This is a genomic window from Desulfuromonas thiophila, from assembly GCF_900101955.1.
Taxonomy (GTDB): Bacteria; Desulfobacterota; Desulfuromonadia; order Desulfuromonadales; family Desulfuromonadaceae; genus Pseudodesulfuromonas; species Pseudodesulfuromonas thiophila.
The window spans coordinates 84,356-105,035 of record NZ_FNAQ01000007.1 but is presented as its reverse complement, the minus strand read 5'-3'; the positions used below and the strand labels follow the sequence as shown (position 1 = coordinate 105,035).

Here is a 20,680-nt window from a genome sequence, read left to right as displayed (position 1 = left end):
ACCGACACCTTGCTGAATTTGCTGACGCCGGTGAGAAAGGCGAATTTGACGTGTTCGTCGCTGTCCTTGATGGTGGTGTACAGATCGCGCAGCACCTCGCGGCCCTGGCTGGCCACATCGGGCTGGTCGAGGTTGTCGACGATGAGCTTGTCGTATTCGTCGACCAGGATGACGACCTTCTGGCCGTATTTCTGGCGCGTCTGTTCGATGAGTTCCTTGAGCCAGACGCCGCCGCTGGGGGTCTCATGGCATTCAATGCCGAGGCGTTGCTGATTGGAACGGAGGATAGCCGCCACCAGCGATTTCATCTCCAGCAGGTCACGCGCCACGCCACCGAAGCTGATCTTGATGACGGGATAGCGGGTATTCCAGTCCCACACGGGTTCGATGGCCAGGCCGCTGAACAGTTCCTTGCGGCCTTCGAACAGCGCCTGCAGGGTGGATACCAGCAGGCTTTTGCCGAAGCGGCGCGGCCGGGCGAGAAAGTAGTACTCACCTTCGGTTACCAGTTGGTGGATCAGAGCGGTCTTGTCGACGTAGAGGTAGGCATGGTCGGCGCGGATTTTTTCGAAGGTCTGGATGCCGATGGGCAGTTTTTTCAGGGCGGTCATGGCGGGTTCTCCTTTGTGCTCTTGAAGCGCGCCGCCATGATAGCAGAGATGCCGGCAGCCTGCAGCCGCGATGGGCGGTGCAAGGAATATCGCGGCTGAAAACCGCTCCTGAAACTGCATTTACAGCACTACGACAGAGAAGAACACATTACTGCCGCAAACTCAGAAAAAACCCCTGTGCCGAACAAACGGCAACAGGGGTAAAATCAGGCGAATCTAAAAACAGTCTGCAGGAAAACAGCCTTTCTAGGCCGCGGCGAAAACAAAATCGTCAGCCTGCAGATTTTCCAGCACAACACCCTGCAGTCTTATGGCATCACCACTGCCCAGATCGATCAGGGTATCGTCTCCCTCCTGACTTGCCAGCGCCAGAACCTCCACCAGGGAAGTCAACGCCGCAAAGGCCGACAGATCGATAGCATCATCCGTTGCCGCACCGGCAACAAAGTCGGTAATGGTATCCTGACCGCAACCCACAAAGAATCCAAACAGATCGTCGCCCGCGCCACCGGTCAGGGTATCATTGCCGGCGCTGCCCAGCAGGATATCATCCTGTTCCGATCCAGTCACGGAACTGCCTGCTTGATATACCACGGCCACCGGCGCGCTATCTGTTCCACCAAACGTATCCGTTACGCTGTATTCGAAGGTTTCCGCCCCATCAATCGCAATCAGGCCGGTATCGGTATCCAGCACTGCCGTGCCACCGGTCACATTCTGCACCGCCGTCACTTCCAGGCTGTCACCCTGATCGGGATCGCTGTCATTGACGGTCAGGAGTGAAGCCGCCAGATTGAAACTGCCAACGTTGTTGGTATAGATCACATCGGCCACAGCCTCAGGCGCATCGTTCACGCCCAGCAAATCGACGACCACCACAGTATCGGTGGCGGTCCCCCACTCGTCAGTAAAGCGAATGCCAAATTGATCCTGAGCCGTAGCACCCTCAGCCAAAAAAACCAGGGGAGATACCGGATCATACAGAATATTCCCTGTCTCATCCAAGGTGAGTGCCGCACCAAGCTCGCTTACGGCCGAAAGCAACGTCACATCGACACTCGCGCCGTTATCCACATCCGACACGGCTGATAAAAACTGTTGTTTGTCAAACTGGGCAGCAGAATCGACACGGACATAACTGCGCACAATCCCGGCAGACCCCAGATTCATGGTCGCGCCGACATAGCCGCCGCAAGTACCATCCTGGGAGCCAATACGAAAATCAAGGACAAACTCCCCTGCCTGCTCCAGTTGCAGTTCTACCGTTTGCACCCCGGTCGAACCAGTGAACGGATTCTGATAGTTGAACACGGTCTGGACGATGTCACCGGAAACAGCATCGCGGATATACCCTGTGCCGACAGCCTTATCGCCACCGGACGACAGCTCATAAACAAACCTGACAATGTCACCCGTCTGACCCGTGAACGCATCGCTGGTAATGGTCGGCCCATAGGCCGTGCCACAGTAATTTCCACCAGCAAGATAGCCATCAAACTGCAGCACAGCAACGGCTTCGTCCTCCGTGATCACATTAGTGCCCGTGCGATCAATGACAGCGGTGCTGTTCCAGGTATCGGGCAAATCAAGGGTCGTCGTGTCAACCGTCCAACCCGAAAAATCAGGCTCTGTGGAAAAAGTACCGTTGCCTATCTGGTCTATGCTAACCATTTCATCGGCAACACCTCTTAGTGTTTCATTCACCACTGGCGCATCGTTTTCACCCGTAATGACAATCTGAAAGCTCCCCTCGACTTGCTGCGAATCTCCAGCGATCACAAAAGCGACATCGAACACCGCCTGCTCGCCTTCGGCCAGAAAGGCAAAATCATCGGGGTTATAGGTCAGCGTGCCGTCGACCGCATCAATCGTCAGGGTGTCAAGACTGACATTGTCAGCCGAACCGGCGACAACCGCAACCTCAAGGCTGCCATCCACATAGGCAAGCTCGCCCTGATTCACACTGATGGTCGATGTCTGCGCCATCACATCCACCACCACCACCGCCGAACCCGCAGCGGCATCGCCTTCGAGTACCGGCTCGGGATCGGACACATTGATCACCAAGCCATCGCCGGTGTCAATTCCGCCGCCGGGCAGACCAATGCCATCATTGTCCAGAATGGTCACTTCCGCGGTGAAATCGGCGACAAAATCATCCGACGGGGAAGAAAACCGCACCCGGAAAACCTCGTCCATTTCAGGAATCGTGTCATTGACCACGCCAATACTGATATTTTTAACCGATTGACCCGGAGCAAACTGCAGCGTGCCGCTCTGGGAGACAAAATCCGTCGGGCCAGCGGTATAGCTGCGGGTGCTGTATTCCAGGGTGGAAGCAACATCCAGCCGGCCCGTGCGGGTAACGGTCAGGGTGACACTGCCGTTGGCTTCGTTCAGCACCGCATCGCCAACGGTATAGGCCAGCGGCAGCTCAAAGCCGGCAACCTGCTGCAGCGCGGCAACCGCATCGGTCAGACTGTCTGCTGCGGCCGTGACCGGCAAACCCTGATCGAACGCCAGCGACCGGGCATAATCGGCCGGCGCCTGTTCAATGGCCAGAGCGGTATAATCCGACAGCGCCACCCGGTTGGTAAACTGGGCGTAAGCCGCCCGTGCCAGGGGATCACTGGACTGGGCATACTGATAAACAGCATCGATCAGGCTGGCCACCACCGCGCCGCGCGACTGGCCGCCATCGAGCGCGGCCACCCAGAAAGCGATGCCCGTTGGATCATCGGCCAGGGTTTTGTTCAGCGTGTTCTGATAGATGTGCTCGATAAACGCCTGATTGCTGTCGAGGCTGCCGCCGAAATAGGCTTTCGCCGCCTCCGTGGCCAACATGGCATCGGCAATCTCGGCCCGGTCGGCAGAAACCGCCTGCCAGAACGCATTGCCTTCCCCTTCGGAGGCCCGGTTGAACAGAGCAACGTACAGCTGCGAAATCTGCGATGTGGTCAACGACATGAACAACTCTCCCCTGTGCTTCAGATAAAAGCAATCCGGCGCCAGCCCCTGTGGGCTACCCCATGATGTGAATTTACGGCAGGCAAAAACCAACGATTACAGATTTTACACAGAACCCGCCAGCCAGGCAACAGAACAAAGCACAAAAACCCGCAAGGGAGAATCGCGGTCGCAATGCGCTGCTGCAAAAAACTTGCGGTGCCGATGGCCCTACCCCGGTGGCAGCGGCTTGCAGCCGCGATAGCAGATGCAAGGAATATCGCGGCTGAAAACCGCTCCCACAACCTTTCGCGATGACCGGTGCAAGGATGATCGCGGTTGCAAGCCGCTGCCACACCGCTCCTCCAGCAGGTTGCGCTGGGCTGGTGGCAACTCAATAGACGGGATGGCTTTTTTCCTCGAACAAGGCGCTGTCGAGCAGACAGTTGATTTCACGTTTGATGGCGGCCCGCTCATCGTTAAGTCGGTAAACGCTGCGGGCCAGTTCGATAAAACGCGCGTCGAAGCATTGCCGCGCCTCACAGCTGCGTTTACCATCTTCGATATCCCACAGCTGGGCATTTACCGTCTTGAGCCGGTCATAGCAGGCCATCAGCGGCGCGGGAAAGCGTGCCAGATCGCCGGCTATCTGCTGCAGGGCCTGGTACTCGGCCAGAATGTTCCTGCGTTTGGTGCTATCGGCTATGCGCTCGGCCTTGATGGCCAGAATGCTGAGTTTATCGAACAGCTCGCCCCAGGCAACAGGAACCAGCGGACAGCGCGGCCAATCACTCGGATTCATTTTGTTTCTCCCCCAGCCAGCGGGTGATTTTCTGTTCCGCCAGCGCAACGGCCGCCTGCCAGCAGGCAGCGAAATACTCCTTTTCCTCGTTTTTCTGCAATTCGGCCGCCGACATCTTGAAACGGTCGGCATAACGCTGTTCAGGGTCAACCTCAATGGCCAGGATGTTGTCCTGCCAGGGCAGCATCTGCTGTTCATAACGCCCCAGACCAATGAAGAAGGCGATTACCGGCCGGGCTGTCAGGTTGGCCGCATGCAACAAAAAGGAATTGCAGGTGATCACCAGATCAACCGCCGACAGCGCGCCGCACAGTTCATCGAGGCTTTTATCGCGCAGCAGGCGGCAAGGGCAGGATGCCGCCGCTGCTGCTGTCATGACAGCGGCATCGTCGGTTATCAGTTGCACCGGCTGTTGCGCCAGAAATGTCAGCAAAGCAGCCAGGGCGGCTGGCGCGATGGTACGCAAAGGGGTGGAAGCCGTGGCATGAAGGAGCACTCGCCGTTGTTTAGCGGCGGGCTCAGCCGCGACAAACTCAGCGCCACGGGCAAAGTCGGGCGAATAGCGCACCGCATAAGCGGCCCGTTTCAGTTCAGGCGCAATCCTCTCCGGCGCGACCCCCAGATTGAGCAGATGGAAATCGGGCCAGGGCACCTCCTTGAAGCCGGGCAGTGATACCAGGCCGGAAAAATCGTAACAGGCATCGTAGTTCAGCCATTCGTCCAATCGCAAGGGCGTGGTGCGAAAGCGCCCGATCCAGGGCTCGCCCTGCAATACATACTCGGGCTTGGCGCCGGACCAGGAGCGAATCACATCAATTTCAAGCAGCGGGTGCACCGCCTGCAGCAGCGGCAGAATCAGGCGAAAGGCCTGCATACCCACCAGATTATCACCCAAGCCGGTACCAAAGGCGTTGAGCAAAGCCAGTCGCAGCGGCTGACCCGGTCGGCAACGCTGCCGCAGACGGGCCAGCAACGCTTCATCACGCGGCAGCAGGGTTGAATGTTCGCGCTGGCCATTGAGGCACACAGGCAGATTCCAGGCGGTATTTTTCGCTGGATCAATCAGATGACATTCGGCCCCCAGCCCTTTGGCACTGCGGGCAATGCGCTGCTGGCCCTGTGGCGTATCGACATAAAGTTCGTAGACCGAAACCCGCTGCAGATCGGACGGCGCGACAAAGCTATAGGGCACCCCGCCCAGGCGGGCAACGAAGGATTTGGTTAACGCAAAGGTCTTCAGCATGAGATTTTCCGGTTCTCCCCTGATGTGCTGTCAGATAAAAAATGTTTTTAAGAATAAGGGGACAGGGAAGCAGGTGCAAGGAATATCGCAGTTTCAAAACGCTTAAAACCAGCCCCCTCAATCCCCCCTAGTCGGGGGGGAGGCTCTGCCCCGGTCGCGATGGACAGTGCAAGGAATATCGCGGTTACAAACCGCTCCTACAGCTTGCGCCTTAGCTGATTGCTTGGCCCTGTGGGAGCGGCTTGCAGCCGCGATGGACAGTGCAAGAAATATCGCGGTTACAAACCGCTCCTACAGCTTGCGCCTTGGCTGATTGCTTGGCCCTGTGGGAGCGGCTTGCAGCCGCGATGGACAGTGCAAGGAATATCGCGGTTACAAACCGCTCCCACAACCTTTCACGATGGGCGGTGCAAGGATGATCGCGGCTGCAAGGTGCTCCCACAACAACAAAACCTATCGCGGCTGCAAGCCGCTGCCACAAAGGTATGCCGCTCCTGCAAAAGGCAAACCGCAATGAGCGGGTAAAAAAACAGCCCGCCGGAAGCAGGGCTTCCAGCGGGCTGTTAGTGTTCCGGCCGCTGAGCCGGCAGGTTCCGGCTCAGCGGGTCAGGGGTTGATATCAGGCGGCGACGATGTCGGCGTAGGCGAAGCTGGTGGAATCAACACCCAGCAGCACCACAACACCATCCACCTCTTCATCCAGGTTGGCATCGAAGAACAGCAGGCCGATGGTATCGCCGGTGTTGGTCAGATCGCCAAGAACGCCTGTCTCAGTATCTGCCGACGTATAGGAGGTGAGGAAGTACTGCACCGTACCATCAAAGCTGAGGTCCGCCGCGGCCAGCGCAGTAGCGAAGTCTGCCACCCCAGCCAGCTTGACAACGTTGGTGCTGGTTCCAGCCGCCAGGCCGTCGAACTGGATGCTGTCATGACCACTGGTGAAATCGGTGATGATATCCGCCGTGGTCAGCGCGGCATTGTCATCGGAGGCACCGGAACCACCAAAGGCCGCCGTGGTGTTGGTGGTCAGGGTGAAGCCACCGTCATCACCATTGCTATCGGTGAAGGTCACAACATTGCCGTCAACCGTCGCAGCAATATCAGCTCCACCATCGGCATCATTAACCTCAAAGTCGTTCTGTAAGCCTGCAGCAACATCGTCGGCCGTGTCGTCGGCATCCGAGGTGTATTCCGCACCTGCGCCACCGGCACCCTGTACCAGAATATCGTACAGGTCACCGTCATTCGGCGTGCCGGTCACGGTCAGCGTGGTGATCTGGGCCGTGTCGGAACCATCCGTAATAGTGGATGCATCAATACCTGTTCCGTCCTCAGTATCGCCAGTCCAGTCCAAGCTATTGATTGTCAAGCTCTGACCATTATCGCCAGAGACGATAATCTGGCCATCGTCGGCGCCAACAGCCGCCGAGATGCCAGTCTTGTCTTCCAGCGCCTGCAGCACCGCATTGCGCACCGCTATCTGACTGGTTACATCAATACCCGTCAGATCAACAAAGGCATTGGCGTTGGAACCACCAATCGTGTAGTTGACAACCAAAGCACTTGTTGAACCATCATCGGCTGTGTCTGTACCAGCCGCAGCAACGATGTTGATCACCTCACGGTCAACGGCCTGGGTGGTGGTTTCAACGGTCAGGGTTGCCGCCGAATCCACCGTCACGTTGAAGACGAAGCGATCATCGCCCTCATTGCCGGTCAGCACGTCGATATCCGACGTGACGCCATCAACCACCGTTTCGTTACCGCCATTGAGGACATCGTCGTTGGCGCTGCCGACCAGGATGTTGGCGCCATCGGTGCCGCCATTGAGGACGAAGCCGCTATCGCCACCGGCCAGGGAGACATCGATGGTGTTGTCGCCCGAATCGCCGGTGAGCAGGGCGGTACCATCGTTGGTGCTAGCCGCCGTGGCGAAGAACTCATCATCAATGGTGGCCTGCGCCGTAGCGCCGGCAGCCACCTGCAACACGTCCTGCGTGAACCAGCTTTCTTCACTATCAGCCGGGTCGTCACCTTCCAGACCCAGGATGGTGTCAGTCCCTTCATCAACGATGTAGGTATTGTCGCCACCCAGACCTTGAAGAACATCATCGCCGGCCCCGCCGGTGAGGGTATCATCGCCGGAGCCGGTGACGATAACGTCATCGAAGTCGGAACCGATGACATTCTGACCAACAACCGTTCCTTCATCATCAATGGCAACCAACAGGGTGATATTGAGGACCTCGTCACCAGCGGTCGCAGCCGAACCATCAGCCGCCGTCAGAACAACGCCGGACAGATCAACATTGACCGTATTGAGATGCGCGCCCAGCACCTCGCCATCAGCATCATCGGCATTGCCAACCAGCTTGATGGTGCCTTCACCCGTGATACCGACATCCAGCGCCACGGCCTGGGCCGGTGTCAAAATCAGGGTCTGGCCGGCCGGAACAAGGATGTCCGTATCCGTCAGATCCAGATTAACATTGGTCAGGTCGACTTCGCCCTGAATGGTCAGGATAACCTGGTTGAACACCAAGGTAGAACCGGCACCCAGAACGGCGTCTTCCGTCAGGGTGATTTCGGCACCGTTAAAGACCCAGGTGCTGCCAGCGGCCAGGGTGGAATAGACCACCGTACCGTTGACATTGGCCGCGCCCAGGGTGGCCACCGTGGTGGTCAACATGCCGTTGCCATTGAGGGTGAAGGCAACATTGCCGGCTTCGGTCAGTTCGGCCGTACCATCGCCATTGATATTGAAGGTATCGGTAGTATCACCGTCGCCATTGAGATCCTGTGCCTCATCGTCGGTACTGTCGACGATCAGCACGCCCAGATCAACATGGCCATCGCCCGTCACGGTGATAACGCTGAGTTCCTCACCGTAAACGCCGGCATAGTTGACTTCGTTAACATCATCGTAGCCAGTGCCAAACAGAACATCGTCTTCCGAAGGATCAGCATCCGTTCCCTCTTCCCCGACTTCAGTACCGATGACCAGTCCTTCGGTAGCGGCCAGATTGAGCGCCGGGCTGCCGCCAGTTACCTCGAACAGACCTGAATGGTCGGTAAGGTCGAGGTTGATACCCAGGATATCCGTATCGGCGGTGTTGACCGATTCAAGGGTAACCGCGTTGTCACCGGTTGCTGTCAGGTCAACAATGGTGCCAGCGTCAGCCGCACTGAAGTAGATCGTACCGATTTCGAGGTCGTTGCCGGTGAGGACATTGGCAGTACCATCCGAATTGGCTTCGGTATTGTTGGTCGCCAGGTCATCACCCGTGTTCAACACAACATTCAGCAGTTCCAGACCCTCGGCGCTCCCCACGGAGATATCGCCAATCTGGTTCGGTCCCTCGGGCTTGACATGGACTTCTTCATCGAAGGGAACGGCTCCATCAATCGTATCCTCGGCATCCAGCCCATTGGCCGCCAGCAGGTCGCCGGTATCATCGGCCAGAACGGAATTGATGGTCAGAGTATTGAACACAATACTGGTCGGCTCAACCGTCAGATCAATGATGTTGTCAATCTCGATATCACCCACCGTCACCTGGCCACCCATGCTGATGGTCAGGTTTTCGACATGCTCCAGACGATCGTGATCGCTGAAGGCCAGGCCATCGGGCAGGCTGGTGAAGGCCGCCAGTTCGACCACCCGGCTGCGACCCAGCGATGAATCCAGAGCATCTTCCAGCTGAACCAGATCAGCGAAGTCCACCCGAATGATGGTGCTGGGCAGGCTGGTGAACAGCTGCTCGATGTTGGCACCATTGGCCAGTGCCTCCGTCAGCCACAGGCGGGCAATATCCGCATCGTAGCCGTCGGTGTTGACCGGGGCGGAAACCGAGGAGAACAGCCAGACAACGTTGGTGGAGTTGTTACCGTCAGGGGTACTGACATTGATGGTACGGGCAGCCTGCTGCTCGGTGGAGAAGCGAATGGTCTGACCCACCAGATCATCATTGGGTGAACCACCGACATCATACAGATCCGTCAGGTTGATGGCGACGCTGCCGAGGTTAGAGCCGGCAGAGATGGTCACATCGTCATCCGCCAGGGTGGCGCTGGCCGACACCAGAATACCGCTGAAATCGTAATCGAACAGCTCGGCGGTATCGTCGTTGTTACCATTGCCATTCAGATCGGCGTAATCGCCCAGGTCAACAATCACCACTTGGCCGGTATAGCCGTCATTATCGACATCCACACCCGCCACGATGTTCAGGCCGGAAGCCTGGGCGGCGGTCAGGGTGAGGGTCACGCCATCGGCGAGCACAATGGGCTGATCGCCCAGGATGGTCAGATCCAGATCGGAAAGATCCATCGTCTCATCGATGTAGAGCACCGCGTTCGGACCCATGTTGATGGTCAGATTGGAGCCTGCCGGAACTGCGGTGAGAGCTGCATCCAGATGCAGGGCACTACCCGCTGCAGCGTCAGTGAAGTCGAACACCCAACCGGCGGTATCGTCATCATTGTTCGCTGTACCATCGTCACCATTGCTGTCCAGGTTGGCATCAGTGAAGGTCATGGTGGTGATGCCGGTACCGGACGTAAAGCGGAAGTCGGCATCGTCGACATCCGTCACCTTAGCCAGCGCCAGATCACCGCTCAGCGCGGAAGCATCGAGGATGGAAAGTTCGTCGCCAGCGACACCATGCTGTGCGTCACCGGTGCCCAACGCGATATCGCCCTGGCCGGAGAAGTTCACCTCTTCGGTATTGTCAACATCCAGAGCCGGCACCGTCGCATCAGTCACCTCCAGCAAGCCCGTGCCATTGTTGGCGATGTTGAGAACGGCGACATCCGTATCCGTGGTATCCAGCGCGTGGATGCTAACATCCGCCGTGCTGGTGGCACTGATGGTCAGGTTAGCCTCCGCATTGGCGGTGCGGGAGTTGAAAATGATATCACCGGTGACGTCAAGCTCCTGCTCGGCATTGATAATCACATTAAGCAGGTTGTTCTCCAATGTATCCGGATTGATGGCCAGCGGCGTGATGTCGCCATCGATGGTGTTTTCCTCAGCCCCGGTGGAGGTGATGGTCAGGGTATCGAAGTAACGCGCCTGAAGATCGGCATCCTTGGCGACGGTGGACAGACGCAGGTTGCCGTCAATGGTGGCATCGCCTTGCAGGGTGATCCCCAGGGTACGCACCTCACTGTCATCCTGATAATCATTGAAGACCAGGAAGCCATCGACAGTGGTACCGGCCTCGACGACCACCAGACGATCGATGGAGCGTACATAACCCGGCAGATCATCCGGGGTGGCATAGATGACCACGGTGACACTGCTGGCGATATCCTGCAGCAATTCCACATCGCGATGATCAACCAGGTCGTTGATCAGGCGCAGGGTTTCAACATGCAGATTGCCCGCATCGAAGGTGTCGTACGGCCCGAAGCCATTCACAAACTGCAGTTCAACCGCAGTGCCAGCACCACCGGTAACGGTCAAGCCGATGCCATCAGCCACAACCTCCCAGATACCATCGTCAGGAGTGGTATCCTGCGCAACTACGCGGTCACTGAGCTGGAGAATATCGCCCAAGCCCAGGGTCTGGCCATCGGCAAGGATGAATTCGACAGCTGACGGATCGGCACCAAGAACCGTACCGGAGTCAACACTGTCAACGTCATTTTCTGCCGGCAGATTAATGCTTTCCGCAGTCGCGATGGCAATTGCATCAGCAGCAACTGCGGCCAGATCAATACCGTCATTGCCATCCACCTGGGCCTGGGTCAGGCCGGTGATGTTGACCGTGAAATCCGTTGATGCATCACCTTCGGCATCGACACCGACAATGGCGCCTGTGCCAGCCAGCTGCAGGAACTGCGCTGCACTCAGCGTAACGCTGCCACCTTCTTGAACGATAATCTGGCCCACACCGGTCAGATTGATGTTGGCGCTGGTCAAATCAACGTCGCCTGCTACCAGGGTGATGGTTTCAACGGTAATGCCATCAGCTAGGGCAGTGGCGTCAAAGTCAACAGCGTCGAACGCGACCAACTGCAGTTCTGCCTCGATTTCAGCTTCAGCAAGGCTGAAGGCGTCGGCACCCAGTTGATTGAACTGGGCCTGAGTAAGAACCAGATCGGCCCACTCTTCCAGCACAACCGCATCGACATTCACCAAGGTGTCGTCGGACAGATCCAGCATGGTTCCACTGGTCCCTGAACCATCGGCCACAACGATTGTAGTCTGGCCATCGGCACTGCCGTTGATGGTGATCTCATCATCAGCCAGCAGATCCGGGTCGAGGGTGAAGGTCAGCGCACCGGTACCGGTGTGATTGACCACCAGCGAATCCACATCTTCATCCGTGGTATTGAGCGCGCCGAGCACCACGGCTGCAGTGCCATCGACATTCAGCGTTGCTTCTGCAGCATCGTTATCGTTGGCAAAGAAGGTATCGTCGCCAGTGACGGAGTTGAAGATGATCTGGCCTTCGACAACCAGGGCCTGCGTGGCATTGATGTTCACCGTCAGCAGGTTGTTTGCGGTAGCGGTATAGGCGCTGCCACTGCCGCCACCCTGAACCACGGTCGGATCGATATTACCGGCAATGATGTTGGCGGTTTCACCGGTGAGCGGATTTTCTGCGGTGCCGGTGGAGTTGATGGTCAGCGTCTGGAGGAAGCCGCGCATCAGATCAACTTCACCAGAATCCTGCACCCGATCCTCGTTAATATCGTCAAACTTGGCCGTGGTGGTCAGACGCAGGTTGCCATTGATTTCGGCACCACCTTCAAGGTTGAGGGTCAGGTTGGCGATTTCGACATCGGCTGCCGGGGTGTTGATCACCAGGAAGCCATCAACAGTAGTTGATTCCAGCACGGTAACCGTCTGGTCGATGGTGCCGGCCCAGCCGTTGCCATTGTAGACCACCTTTTCCACGCTACCGGGCAGGCCAGCAAAAATCAGGTCGATGTTACGTTCCGCTACCAGGGCATTGAGCACCATCAGTTGCTCGATGCTGAAGCCGGAAGCGTCAATTTCGTCAAACGCGCCGAAGTCAGTATCGGTAAACTTGAGTACCGAACCGGCTTCACCAACCACCGCAACACCATCAGCATCCGTTACATCGCCCAGGGTGAGGGTAAATGCGCCGACATTGAAGGTATCGACAACCGGCGAGCCAAGATCAGCAGCAGAGAGATCGACATCTTCAGCCAAGCTGATGGTGACCGTACCGGTTACAGCAATGCCATCCAGATCTAGAGCTGCGCCATTAACGCCAACATCGGCCTGGGTCATGTCTGTGATGTGGACGTTGCCAGCGCCGGTGAGGCTGCCATGGTCAGTAAGCTGCTGGAACTGAGCCGCAGTAAGTTCGAGGGTGGTCCCGGCAGGGATTGCCAGAGAGGCAATGCCGGTGAGATCGGTATCGGCGTGCAGTTTGACCAGATCCTCGTCAGCCAGGGTCAGGGTAATCGCCAGGGCACCTTCGACATCAAAGTTGGCCAGGGCGAATTCCTGATCGTTAAGACCCTCCAGAACCAGCGTTGCCGCATCGTCTTCAGCCAGAGCGAAGTGGCCGGCACCGATCAGATCGGCCTGATCCATGGTGAGGGTAAAGGTAACGCCATCGGTCAGGGTAACGCTGGTGACGTTGCTCAGCAGGGTATCGCTCAGATCAACGCTGTCCGTCCCGACTTCGTTGCCGATGGTCAGGGCAATTTCACCGGCACCGCTGATACTGGTGATGGCGCCTTCGGCGGCATCGTCGATGGTGAGGTTGGTGCTGCCTTCAGCGCCGACAAAGACAAGACCTTCGGCCGGGTTGTCGATGGTGGCGGTGAAGCTACCGACCACGTCGGCGGCGTCGATGCTGGTGAGCAGTGCAGGCAATTCACCCTGAATGGCGACATTGCCAGCGGCATTGACATCGAGAGTGGTGACATCATCACCGGCCAGGGCCTTGATGGTGGCAGCCGGGCCTTCAGCGTCGAGGCTGATGGTCTTGGCGTTGTTGATGGTGATGCCATAAGCCAGTATCGGGCGGGTATCGCCAGCAACGGAATGTGTCAGTTCAACATTGGCGACGGCACCCGGCCACTTGTAGGTGGCAACCAGCTGACCAACATTGGCGGTACCGGTGGGGCCATCGGCCTTGAGGGTCGAACCACCCTGCAGTTCAAAGCCCAGACCCCAGGCGGCATTCTCAACCACCAGAGCGGCCTCATAGTTGCCGCGCAGCGCAATGGTTTCGAGGTCTTTAACGCTATCGCACAGATAGATGAAGGCTTTTTCCGTGTTACCGAGGGCAAGGTCATCTTCAATGTTGGTGACCACATACTTGGTGACACCGCTGGAAAGGATACCCTGCTCCGCAGAACCTGCGGTAGGCGGCAGAGGAGCGTCTTGCGTACCGCTGGTGCCGGTGAGTTCGATATTGACCACCGCGTCGAAGCCGAGATTGCTGTTGCCGAAAACGCCGGCAACATTCTGGAATTCACCGATGGTGAGATTTTCCGCTTCGCCACCCAGGGTGGAGAAATCAAGGTAGAACGGATCTGCAGAGAAGGTGATGGCGCTGGCGCCATCAATGGGACGCATGTACTGGTCCAGGCCACCGGCTACCGGGTAGAAGGTAATACCTTCGTCACCGACAAAGCGCAGACCGTTGCCATATTGCACATGGAAGGCATAGACATCGGTGCCGTCCGTAGCGGTATTCCACTCCATGAAATCGTATTTAACCGTTTCCGTGGGGCGGCTGTAACCACTGGGGGTGCGCACAATGCCATAATCGGTGCTGTCAAAGTCATCGGAGAGGGAACCGCCCTCGGCTGAGAAGGCATTAAAGTCAGCGGCGGCCTGGGTGATGACCACGCGGCCGGGGGCTTCATCGCCCTGGCCATCTGCCTGGGTGACACCCTCGACGATTACCTTGGTGTGAAGGTCTTCGGCGGTAATGTTGAGCTGCACACCTTCCTGAACTTCAAGCACCAGATTGACATTGGCAGGCAGGTCATCCAGGTTGAGGTCGGCAAAATCGACGCTCTTGTAGCTCTGACCATCAAAGGTGATGCTGTCGCCACCTTCACCGGTGACAATCACCTTGACCTGAGCGTCCGTGCCAAAGGCGGTGCCTTCGACACTGAAAGCATCGCCACCCAGGGCAGCGATCTGGGTGTCGGTGAGAACCAGCGCGGCGCCACTGATGTCGTCGTTCAATACCACCTTCTCGATACCGGAGAGCTGCGCGGCATGCAGGTCGGAAGACTGCTCGACATAGAGGGTGATGTTCTCACCGCTGATGCTGGAACCTTCGAGAGCGGTAACACCGGCGGTGGCATCACCATCGGCAGCTTCCACGCCAAGCTGCAGGCTGTTCTGGCCCGCACCCAGATTGATGTTGAGCAGAGCGCTATGGGCTGCCACGTCATCGTGGTTGCCCACCAGAATGAGTTTGTCGTTGCCAGCGCCGGCGGTGACGTTGATGGCTTCAGCGGCGACAAACAGCGTATTGCCGCCATCGCCCACGGTGATGGTCACTTCGGCCGGCAGGGAATAGCTGTCCTGGTTGCCGACGTTGATGACGTTGGCGCCGTTGCCAGCTTCGATAATCAGCTCGGGCGCGAAATCCGGCCCATTGACACCAAGGTAGTCGTAGGAGGAGTCGGTGAGGACATCGAAACGGTTGTCGCCATCGCCGGCGATCAGAGTCGCATTGGCCACGCCGTCGATTTCGAAGTGGTTGTCGCCATCGCCGGTGGTGATGCTGAGTTGGTTGACAGCACGCAGGGAATCGGTGTCGTTGATTTCGTAGTTGTTGTTACCATCGCCGTTGGTGATGGTGACGGTTTCGGCGCCGGTCACTTCGTAGTAGTTGTTGCCTTCGCCGCCGATGATGGTGACGGATTCATCGTTTACCGGCGCACCATCCTCATCCGAGGTTGCCACGCTGAAGCGGTCATCGCCCTGGGAGCCGAGGAAGGTTACATTCTGTGAGCCACTCAGGGTCAGGTTGACACCGGCGGTATTGGCGCTGGCATCGATGGTAACCGGAGTGGCGTCACGGAAGGAGGCATCCAGATCGTTCACGATGTACAGGTGGGCATCGCCAGTAATATTGAGGGTGCTGATTTCCCCACCAAGATAAGAATTTTCAATCGTGCTGCCACCGCCGATGGACTCGATATTGAGGGTTTCGGCGTTGTGGGCCACGCTCAACTGGGCTGAAGAAATGAAGTTCACATTGTTGAACACCAGGTCGACGCCATCGCCCTGCAGATCGCTGAAGTGCAGGGTGACATCCTTGCTGAAGCCGCCGTCAAGGGTGGTTTCGGCGCCATTGCGGATGCCCGCGATGGTAAGGGTGCCGAGCGCACTGGAACTGAGGAGGCCATCGAACTCACCTTCGCTGATGACCAGCTTTTCGATGCTGGTGGCACGAGACAGGTCGATGATGGAGTTCGGTTGGCCATCACCGGTTACTTCAGGATAGCTGGAAACGGTTACCAGCGATGGGCTGCCACTGACCTCCATCACACCATACGGCAGGCAGTAGCCACTTTCACACTCGCCGTCCTCGTTGTACCAGGTATACAGACGCTGCTCGGTGGTATAAACATTCGGCAGGTTCTCAATGCGCACTTCCTGGATATTGAGCAGTTCCACCGGCTGGGCATAGACACCCTTAGCATCGATTTCCAGCACGTTGTAGCCGGCGCCGGCATCAATATAAGCGCCGTGAAGCAGTTCAAGGCGACCAGCAACGATGGTGTCATCGTCGTTGGTGGTGTAGCCGGCCTCCCAGGTGCCGCCATTATTGACCGTCGGGGTCAGGATAATGGCCTGGGTGCTGTCATCGGTAGCCTCGCTGCCGGAAACAACAACCTTTTCGAACAGGCGGGTACCGGTAATGTTGCCATCTTCATCATAGGTGTAGAGCAAATCGCTCAGGAAGGTCAGGTAATCAGCGCCGAGAGAAGCCTCGGCATGAAGGGTGGTTCCGTCAACCAGCGCAATTTCAATGGTGGAGCTATCACCGGAGATGTCGTTGATGGTGATGTTCTGGATGCGCTCGACCGCTTCTTCCGGAGGGCAGCAATCCGCGGCGTCGATCAGGCCCAGTTCAACCAGATCCATGCCGGTGATGGTGGTGAGGAAGCTGACCAGGTCAGAGACGGGGATACCGGCGCAGTCCTCGCAAGACTCCGGGTTGTAGCCCCAGTAGACTTCGGTAACGGGAGCAACGGCTTCTTCGCCTTCAACCACGCTTTCGGTGAGGGTGAAGGTATGATTCGGCGCGATGATGGCATCGACCTGAGCCTTGGCGGCATCCACGCCGTTAGCGGTAACGGAGTTATTGATTCCGGTAAACACGCTGTAGTTGTCGTCGAAATTCTGGATTTTTTCCGCCACATAGTTCGACACATCGACGCGATTGACAAACTGGTCGTAAGCGTCCTTGTCAACGGGATCGGTGGCATCGGCATACTGATAGACGGCATCGATCAGGGCAACAACCACTTCACCACGGTCCGCACCGCCGTTTAGGGCATTGACCCAGAAAGCAATGCCATCGGGATCTTGCTGAACGGTTTTGCCCAGGGTGTTCTCGTAGATGAACTCGATGAACGCCTGGTTGTCGTTCAGCGCCGCGCCGAAGTAGTCGGCTGCGGCGGTGGTTGCCAACATCTGGTTGGCGGTGTCCACCAGCGAGCTGCCCTGTTGCCAGAAGAGGTTACCCTCTCCTTCGGACGCCCGGCCGAAAAGCGCGACGTACAGCTGTGACACTTGGGTCTGCGTTAAAGCCATGTTTCTTACCTCCACATTAAGGTGAAAGAGTGATTTGCCCGGATTCTATCTGCCAATCCGAACCCTGCGTCAGTGGTTGCTCCTTAGTGTTCAACACCCGACAAACAACCGTAAAGCTCAAAATGGTTACTAACAGTGATCTTGCATAAACCCTGCGGGGCCGGCTTGAGCCGTCACCTGCGCGGTGAGCCCGAACAATGTCAAGCACAGCCTGAAGGCCCAGCCCCGCTAAAAATACGGAAACGCCCCCTGTCGGACGGACCACAGGCGGCGGTTGGTGCCTAGGTTTCAAATAGACCTATGTATAGCACGGCATCGAATAAAATCAATCCTTTTATTCTTTCATTTTTTAATCTTCGGCCCGAAAACGAACGGCCTTTCGCCTCTGTCAAGGTACGGCAAAAACACCACCAGGCTGTGCCTTTTCAACCGACGCGCACAGTAGCGTAAGACAGCGGCCAAGGTCAAACACAATTAACAGATTCTCCTGCAAGAGCATCTCCGCCAAGTGGAAGCAGCCTGCAGCCGCAATGGGCGGAGCAGGGATGATCGCGGTTGCAAAGCGCTCCCACAGCCTGCTCCTCGGCCGATTGCTTCCCTTGTGGGAGCAGCCTGCAGCCGCGATTTCTGGTGCAAGAAATATCGCGGTTACAAACCGCTCCTACAGCCTACTCCTCAGCCAATTGCCTCCCCTTGTGGGAGCGGCTTGCAGCCGCGATAGGCGAAGCAGCCGCGATAGGCGAAGCAGCCAGAAGCCGAGCCAGCACCGGATGGGTGTCGCCATGACGCTGCAGGGCGGCACAGATGGCGCGGGCCTTCTCCCCCTGCCCGCGACAATAGCAGGCAATCAGCCGGTTGTACGCCAACGCCTGCGTGACAGCGGTTAGACGGCTGAGATTGGCGATTCCGGCGCAACTGTCAAAGGCCGCATCGGGGGTGCGCCAGTCGCCGTAGAGTTGTGTCAGGTAATGATCGGGATCGTCGGGACGCCAGTAGTCCCTGCCCTGCCAGTTATCGCGCACCAGGGTGAAAGGATCGAAGTACTGAATCCGGCTGTGGGGCCGATGCTTGCCGGGCAATAGCCAGCCATAGCACAGTTTTCCGGCGTCGCCGGACCAGAACTGCAACAGATCGATGGTGCAGCGGCACTGCTGATCGTACAGGCACAGGTAGGTAAGACTTTTCAGCGCCAGCGGCACCGGCTGATAGCGCGGCTGAGAGGCCAGCAACAGGCGCGCCGCTGTCAGATCATCGGGCGGCAGCAACGCCAGATCGATGTCCTTGTCATGGGGCAATATCTGCCCATCACGCTGCCAGCCGAGCAACGTACCTGCCGTGGGGAAAGGCCGCAACCCCTGCCCTTCCAGCTGATTGACAATATCCGCCAATGCCTGGCCAGCCTGAGCGGCCACGAAGGCCGGCGCTGCCAGCGCCGGCAGCAGCGGCATCTGCAACCGCAACGCCAGGGCTTCGCGGCGGATGGCAACAGCGCGATCAAAGGCAAAAGCCTGATCACAGAGGGCACTGCCATATTCCATCAGACTGAAGCGGGCGGTGTCTGTCCAACACGTCCTGCCGATGGCGCTGGCGTACCAGTGCAACCCCTGTTCGATATGGCCGGTGACAAGACTGGTCTGGAGCAACTTCTGCCAGACAAACAGACTGCGAGGATGCTGGTTGACCGCCTGCACCAAACAGGACAGCGCCTTCTGAGGCTTCTGCACGGCCGCCTGAAACAGCCCCTGCAACAAGGGCAGCAGTTTCAGCCCATCCGACTGCCGTTGCAGACTCGCCAGATCAGCAGCGGCAGCCGGAAGGTTGCCTGCGACCAGGCAGCGATAGCCGCGCAGCGCCAGAACAAAGGCATCGTCCGGGCGGGCCTGCTCCAGAGCCGACAGCAGTGCCTTGTCGTTAAGATGCGACTCCAGCCAGGCCAGCGGCGCGCCCACATCCGTTTGCGCACGAGTCGCCAGTTGTGCAATGAGATCAGCTGGCTGATGGTTTCGGAACATCGGAGCAACCTTTAATGGTGAGATAATCGCGGTTGAAAACTGCTCCTGCAACTTACTCCTTGGCGGGTTGGCTTCGCCCTGCGGGAGCGGCTTGCAGCGGGGATGGGTGGCGCAAGGCATAGCGCGGTTGCAAAGCGCTCCGACAAATGCAAGATCAAAGCTAAACCTATCGCGGTTAAAAACCGCTCCCACAGCCTACTCCTTGGCTGATAGCTTCCCTTGTGGGAGCGTCACTCAGCCCCACTGCTCCCAGTCGAACGCGGTCAGGTTGCGTTCAGCGCTGTCGAAGTCGATGCCGATCAGGTAAATGGGCTTACCCTGGCCCTGATATTTCTGCTGATAGTTGCGCTGCCTGATCTGCTCCAGGGCCTTGCCGCCACCATCGACCTTGAATTCGATGAGATAGATGGCGTTGTCGAGCCGCAGGCTCAGGTCGATGCGGCCTTTGCTGGTGACATCCTCGGCGGTGAGGTCGAGCCCCAGGCTGGCCAGATAGGCGTAGATGACGCTGGCGTAGTAGCCTTCATAGCTGCTGATGGTGTTGTTGACGTAGTTGTTGTAGGGAATGGCGGCGAACAGGGCCTTGAGGCAGTCGCGTAGTTGCGCCATGTCACCCGCCTGCAAGAGGGCGTACAGCTGTTCCTGAAAGCGGATGCGTTCGCTCTGGTGCTCGGTGAGAAAGTGGATCAGCACATCGGTGAAGGATAGCAGCACCTCCCGGTTGGGGAAGCCCAGCCGGAACAGTTGCCCGCCGCGCAAGGAGGGCTGCACGCTCTTGATGCTGAGATAGCCGGTCTGGAACAGCAGGGGAACCAGCTGAAGGTTGTCGATATCGAAGCTGTCGATCAGTCCTTCGCTGACCTCCAGCCGGTCTAGCTGGGGCAGGTAGAAGTTGTTCTGGCGGATCAGCTTGATCAAAAAGGTGGGCGTGCCGGTGGCGAACCAGTAGTTTTTGAAGCGCTGGTCGTTTTTGCTGAACAGCAGGATGTCGAAGGGGTTGTAAACCCGTTCGCCGAGGAAGTTGTAGCCGTTGTACCACTGGCGCACCTGGGCCATGTCGGCGCCTTGCAGGTGGGCGGCGAAGGTGGTTTCGAGGTCGTGCTGGGTGTAGCCGCACAGGGTGGCGTAGGTCGGGTTGAGGCTGATGTCTTTGAGGTTGTTGAGGCCGCTGAATACCGACACCTTGCTGAATTTGCTGACGCCGGTGAGAAAGGCGAATTTGACGTGTTCGTCGCTGTCCTTGATGGTGGTGTACAGATCGCGCAGCACCTCGCGGCCCTGGCTGGC

General features: G+C 57.8%; 7 protein-coding genes. All 7 read right to left on the bottom strand.

Annotated features, from left to right (window positions below; all coding sequences use genetic code 11):
• Nucleotides 1-611: AAA family ATPase (locus tag BLR80_RS07755; protein ID WP_171906369.1), on the bottom strand; the 611-nt coding region annotated here is incomplete at its 3' end.
• A 246-nt stretch (nt 612-857) separates the two neighbouring features.
• Complete coding sequence (locus BLR80_RS07750) at nt 858-3,578, bottom strand: Calx-beta domain-containing protein (protein WP_092078237.1); 2,721 nt, start codon at nt 3,576-3,578, stop codon at nt 858-860.
• A 373-nt stretch (nt 3,579-3,951) separates the two neighbouring features.
• On the bottom strand, nt 3,952-4,359 hold the full coding sequence (locus BLR80_RS07745; RefSeq protein WP_092078234.1) for a DUF6165 family protein: 408 nt from the start codon (nt 4,357-4,359) through the stop codon (nt 3,952-3,954).
• Nucleotides 4,346-5,602, bottom strand: coding sequence for a glycosyltransferase family 9 protein (locus BLR80_RS07740; protein WP_092078231.1), 1,257 nt, complete (start codon nt 5,600-5,602; stop codon nt 4,346-4,348). The genes BLR80_RS07745 and BLR80_RS07740 overlap by 14 nt, the downstream gene beginning before the upstream one ends.
• A gap of 619 nt (nt 5,603-6,221) precedes the next feature.
• On the bottom strand, nt 6,222-17,381 hold the full coding sequence (locus tag BLR80_RS07735) for a DUF4214 domain-containing protein (RefSeq protein ID WP_092078228.1): 11,160 nt from the start codon (nt 17,379-17,381) through the stop codon (nt 6,222-6,224).
• A 668-nt stretch (nt 17,382-18,049) separates the two neighbouring features.
• On the bottom strand, nt 18,050-19,393 hold the full coding sequence (locus tag BLR80_RS07730; protein WP_092078225.1) for a hypothetical protein: 1,344 nt from the start codon (nt 19,391-19,393) through the stop codon (nt 18,050-18,052).
• Between the two features lie 234 nt (nt 19,394-19,627).
• Nucleotides 19,628-20,680: PD-(D/E)XK nuclease domain-containing protein (locus BLR80_RS12945; RefSeq protein ID WP_092078222.1), on the bottom strand; the 1,053-nt coding region annotated here is incomplete at its 5' end.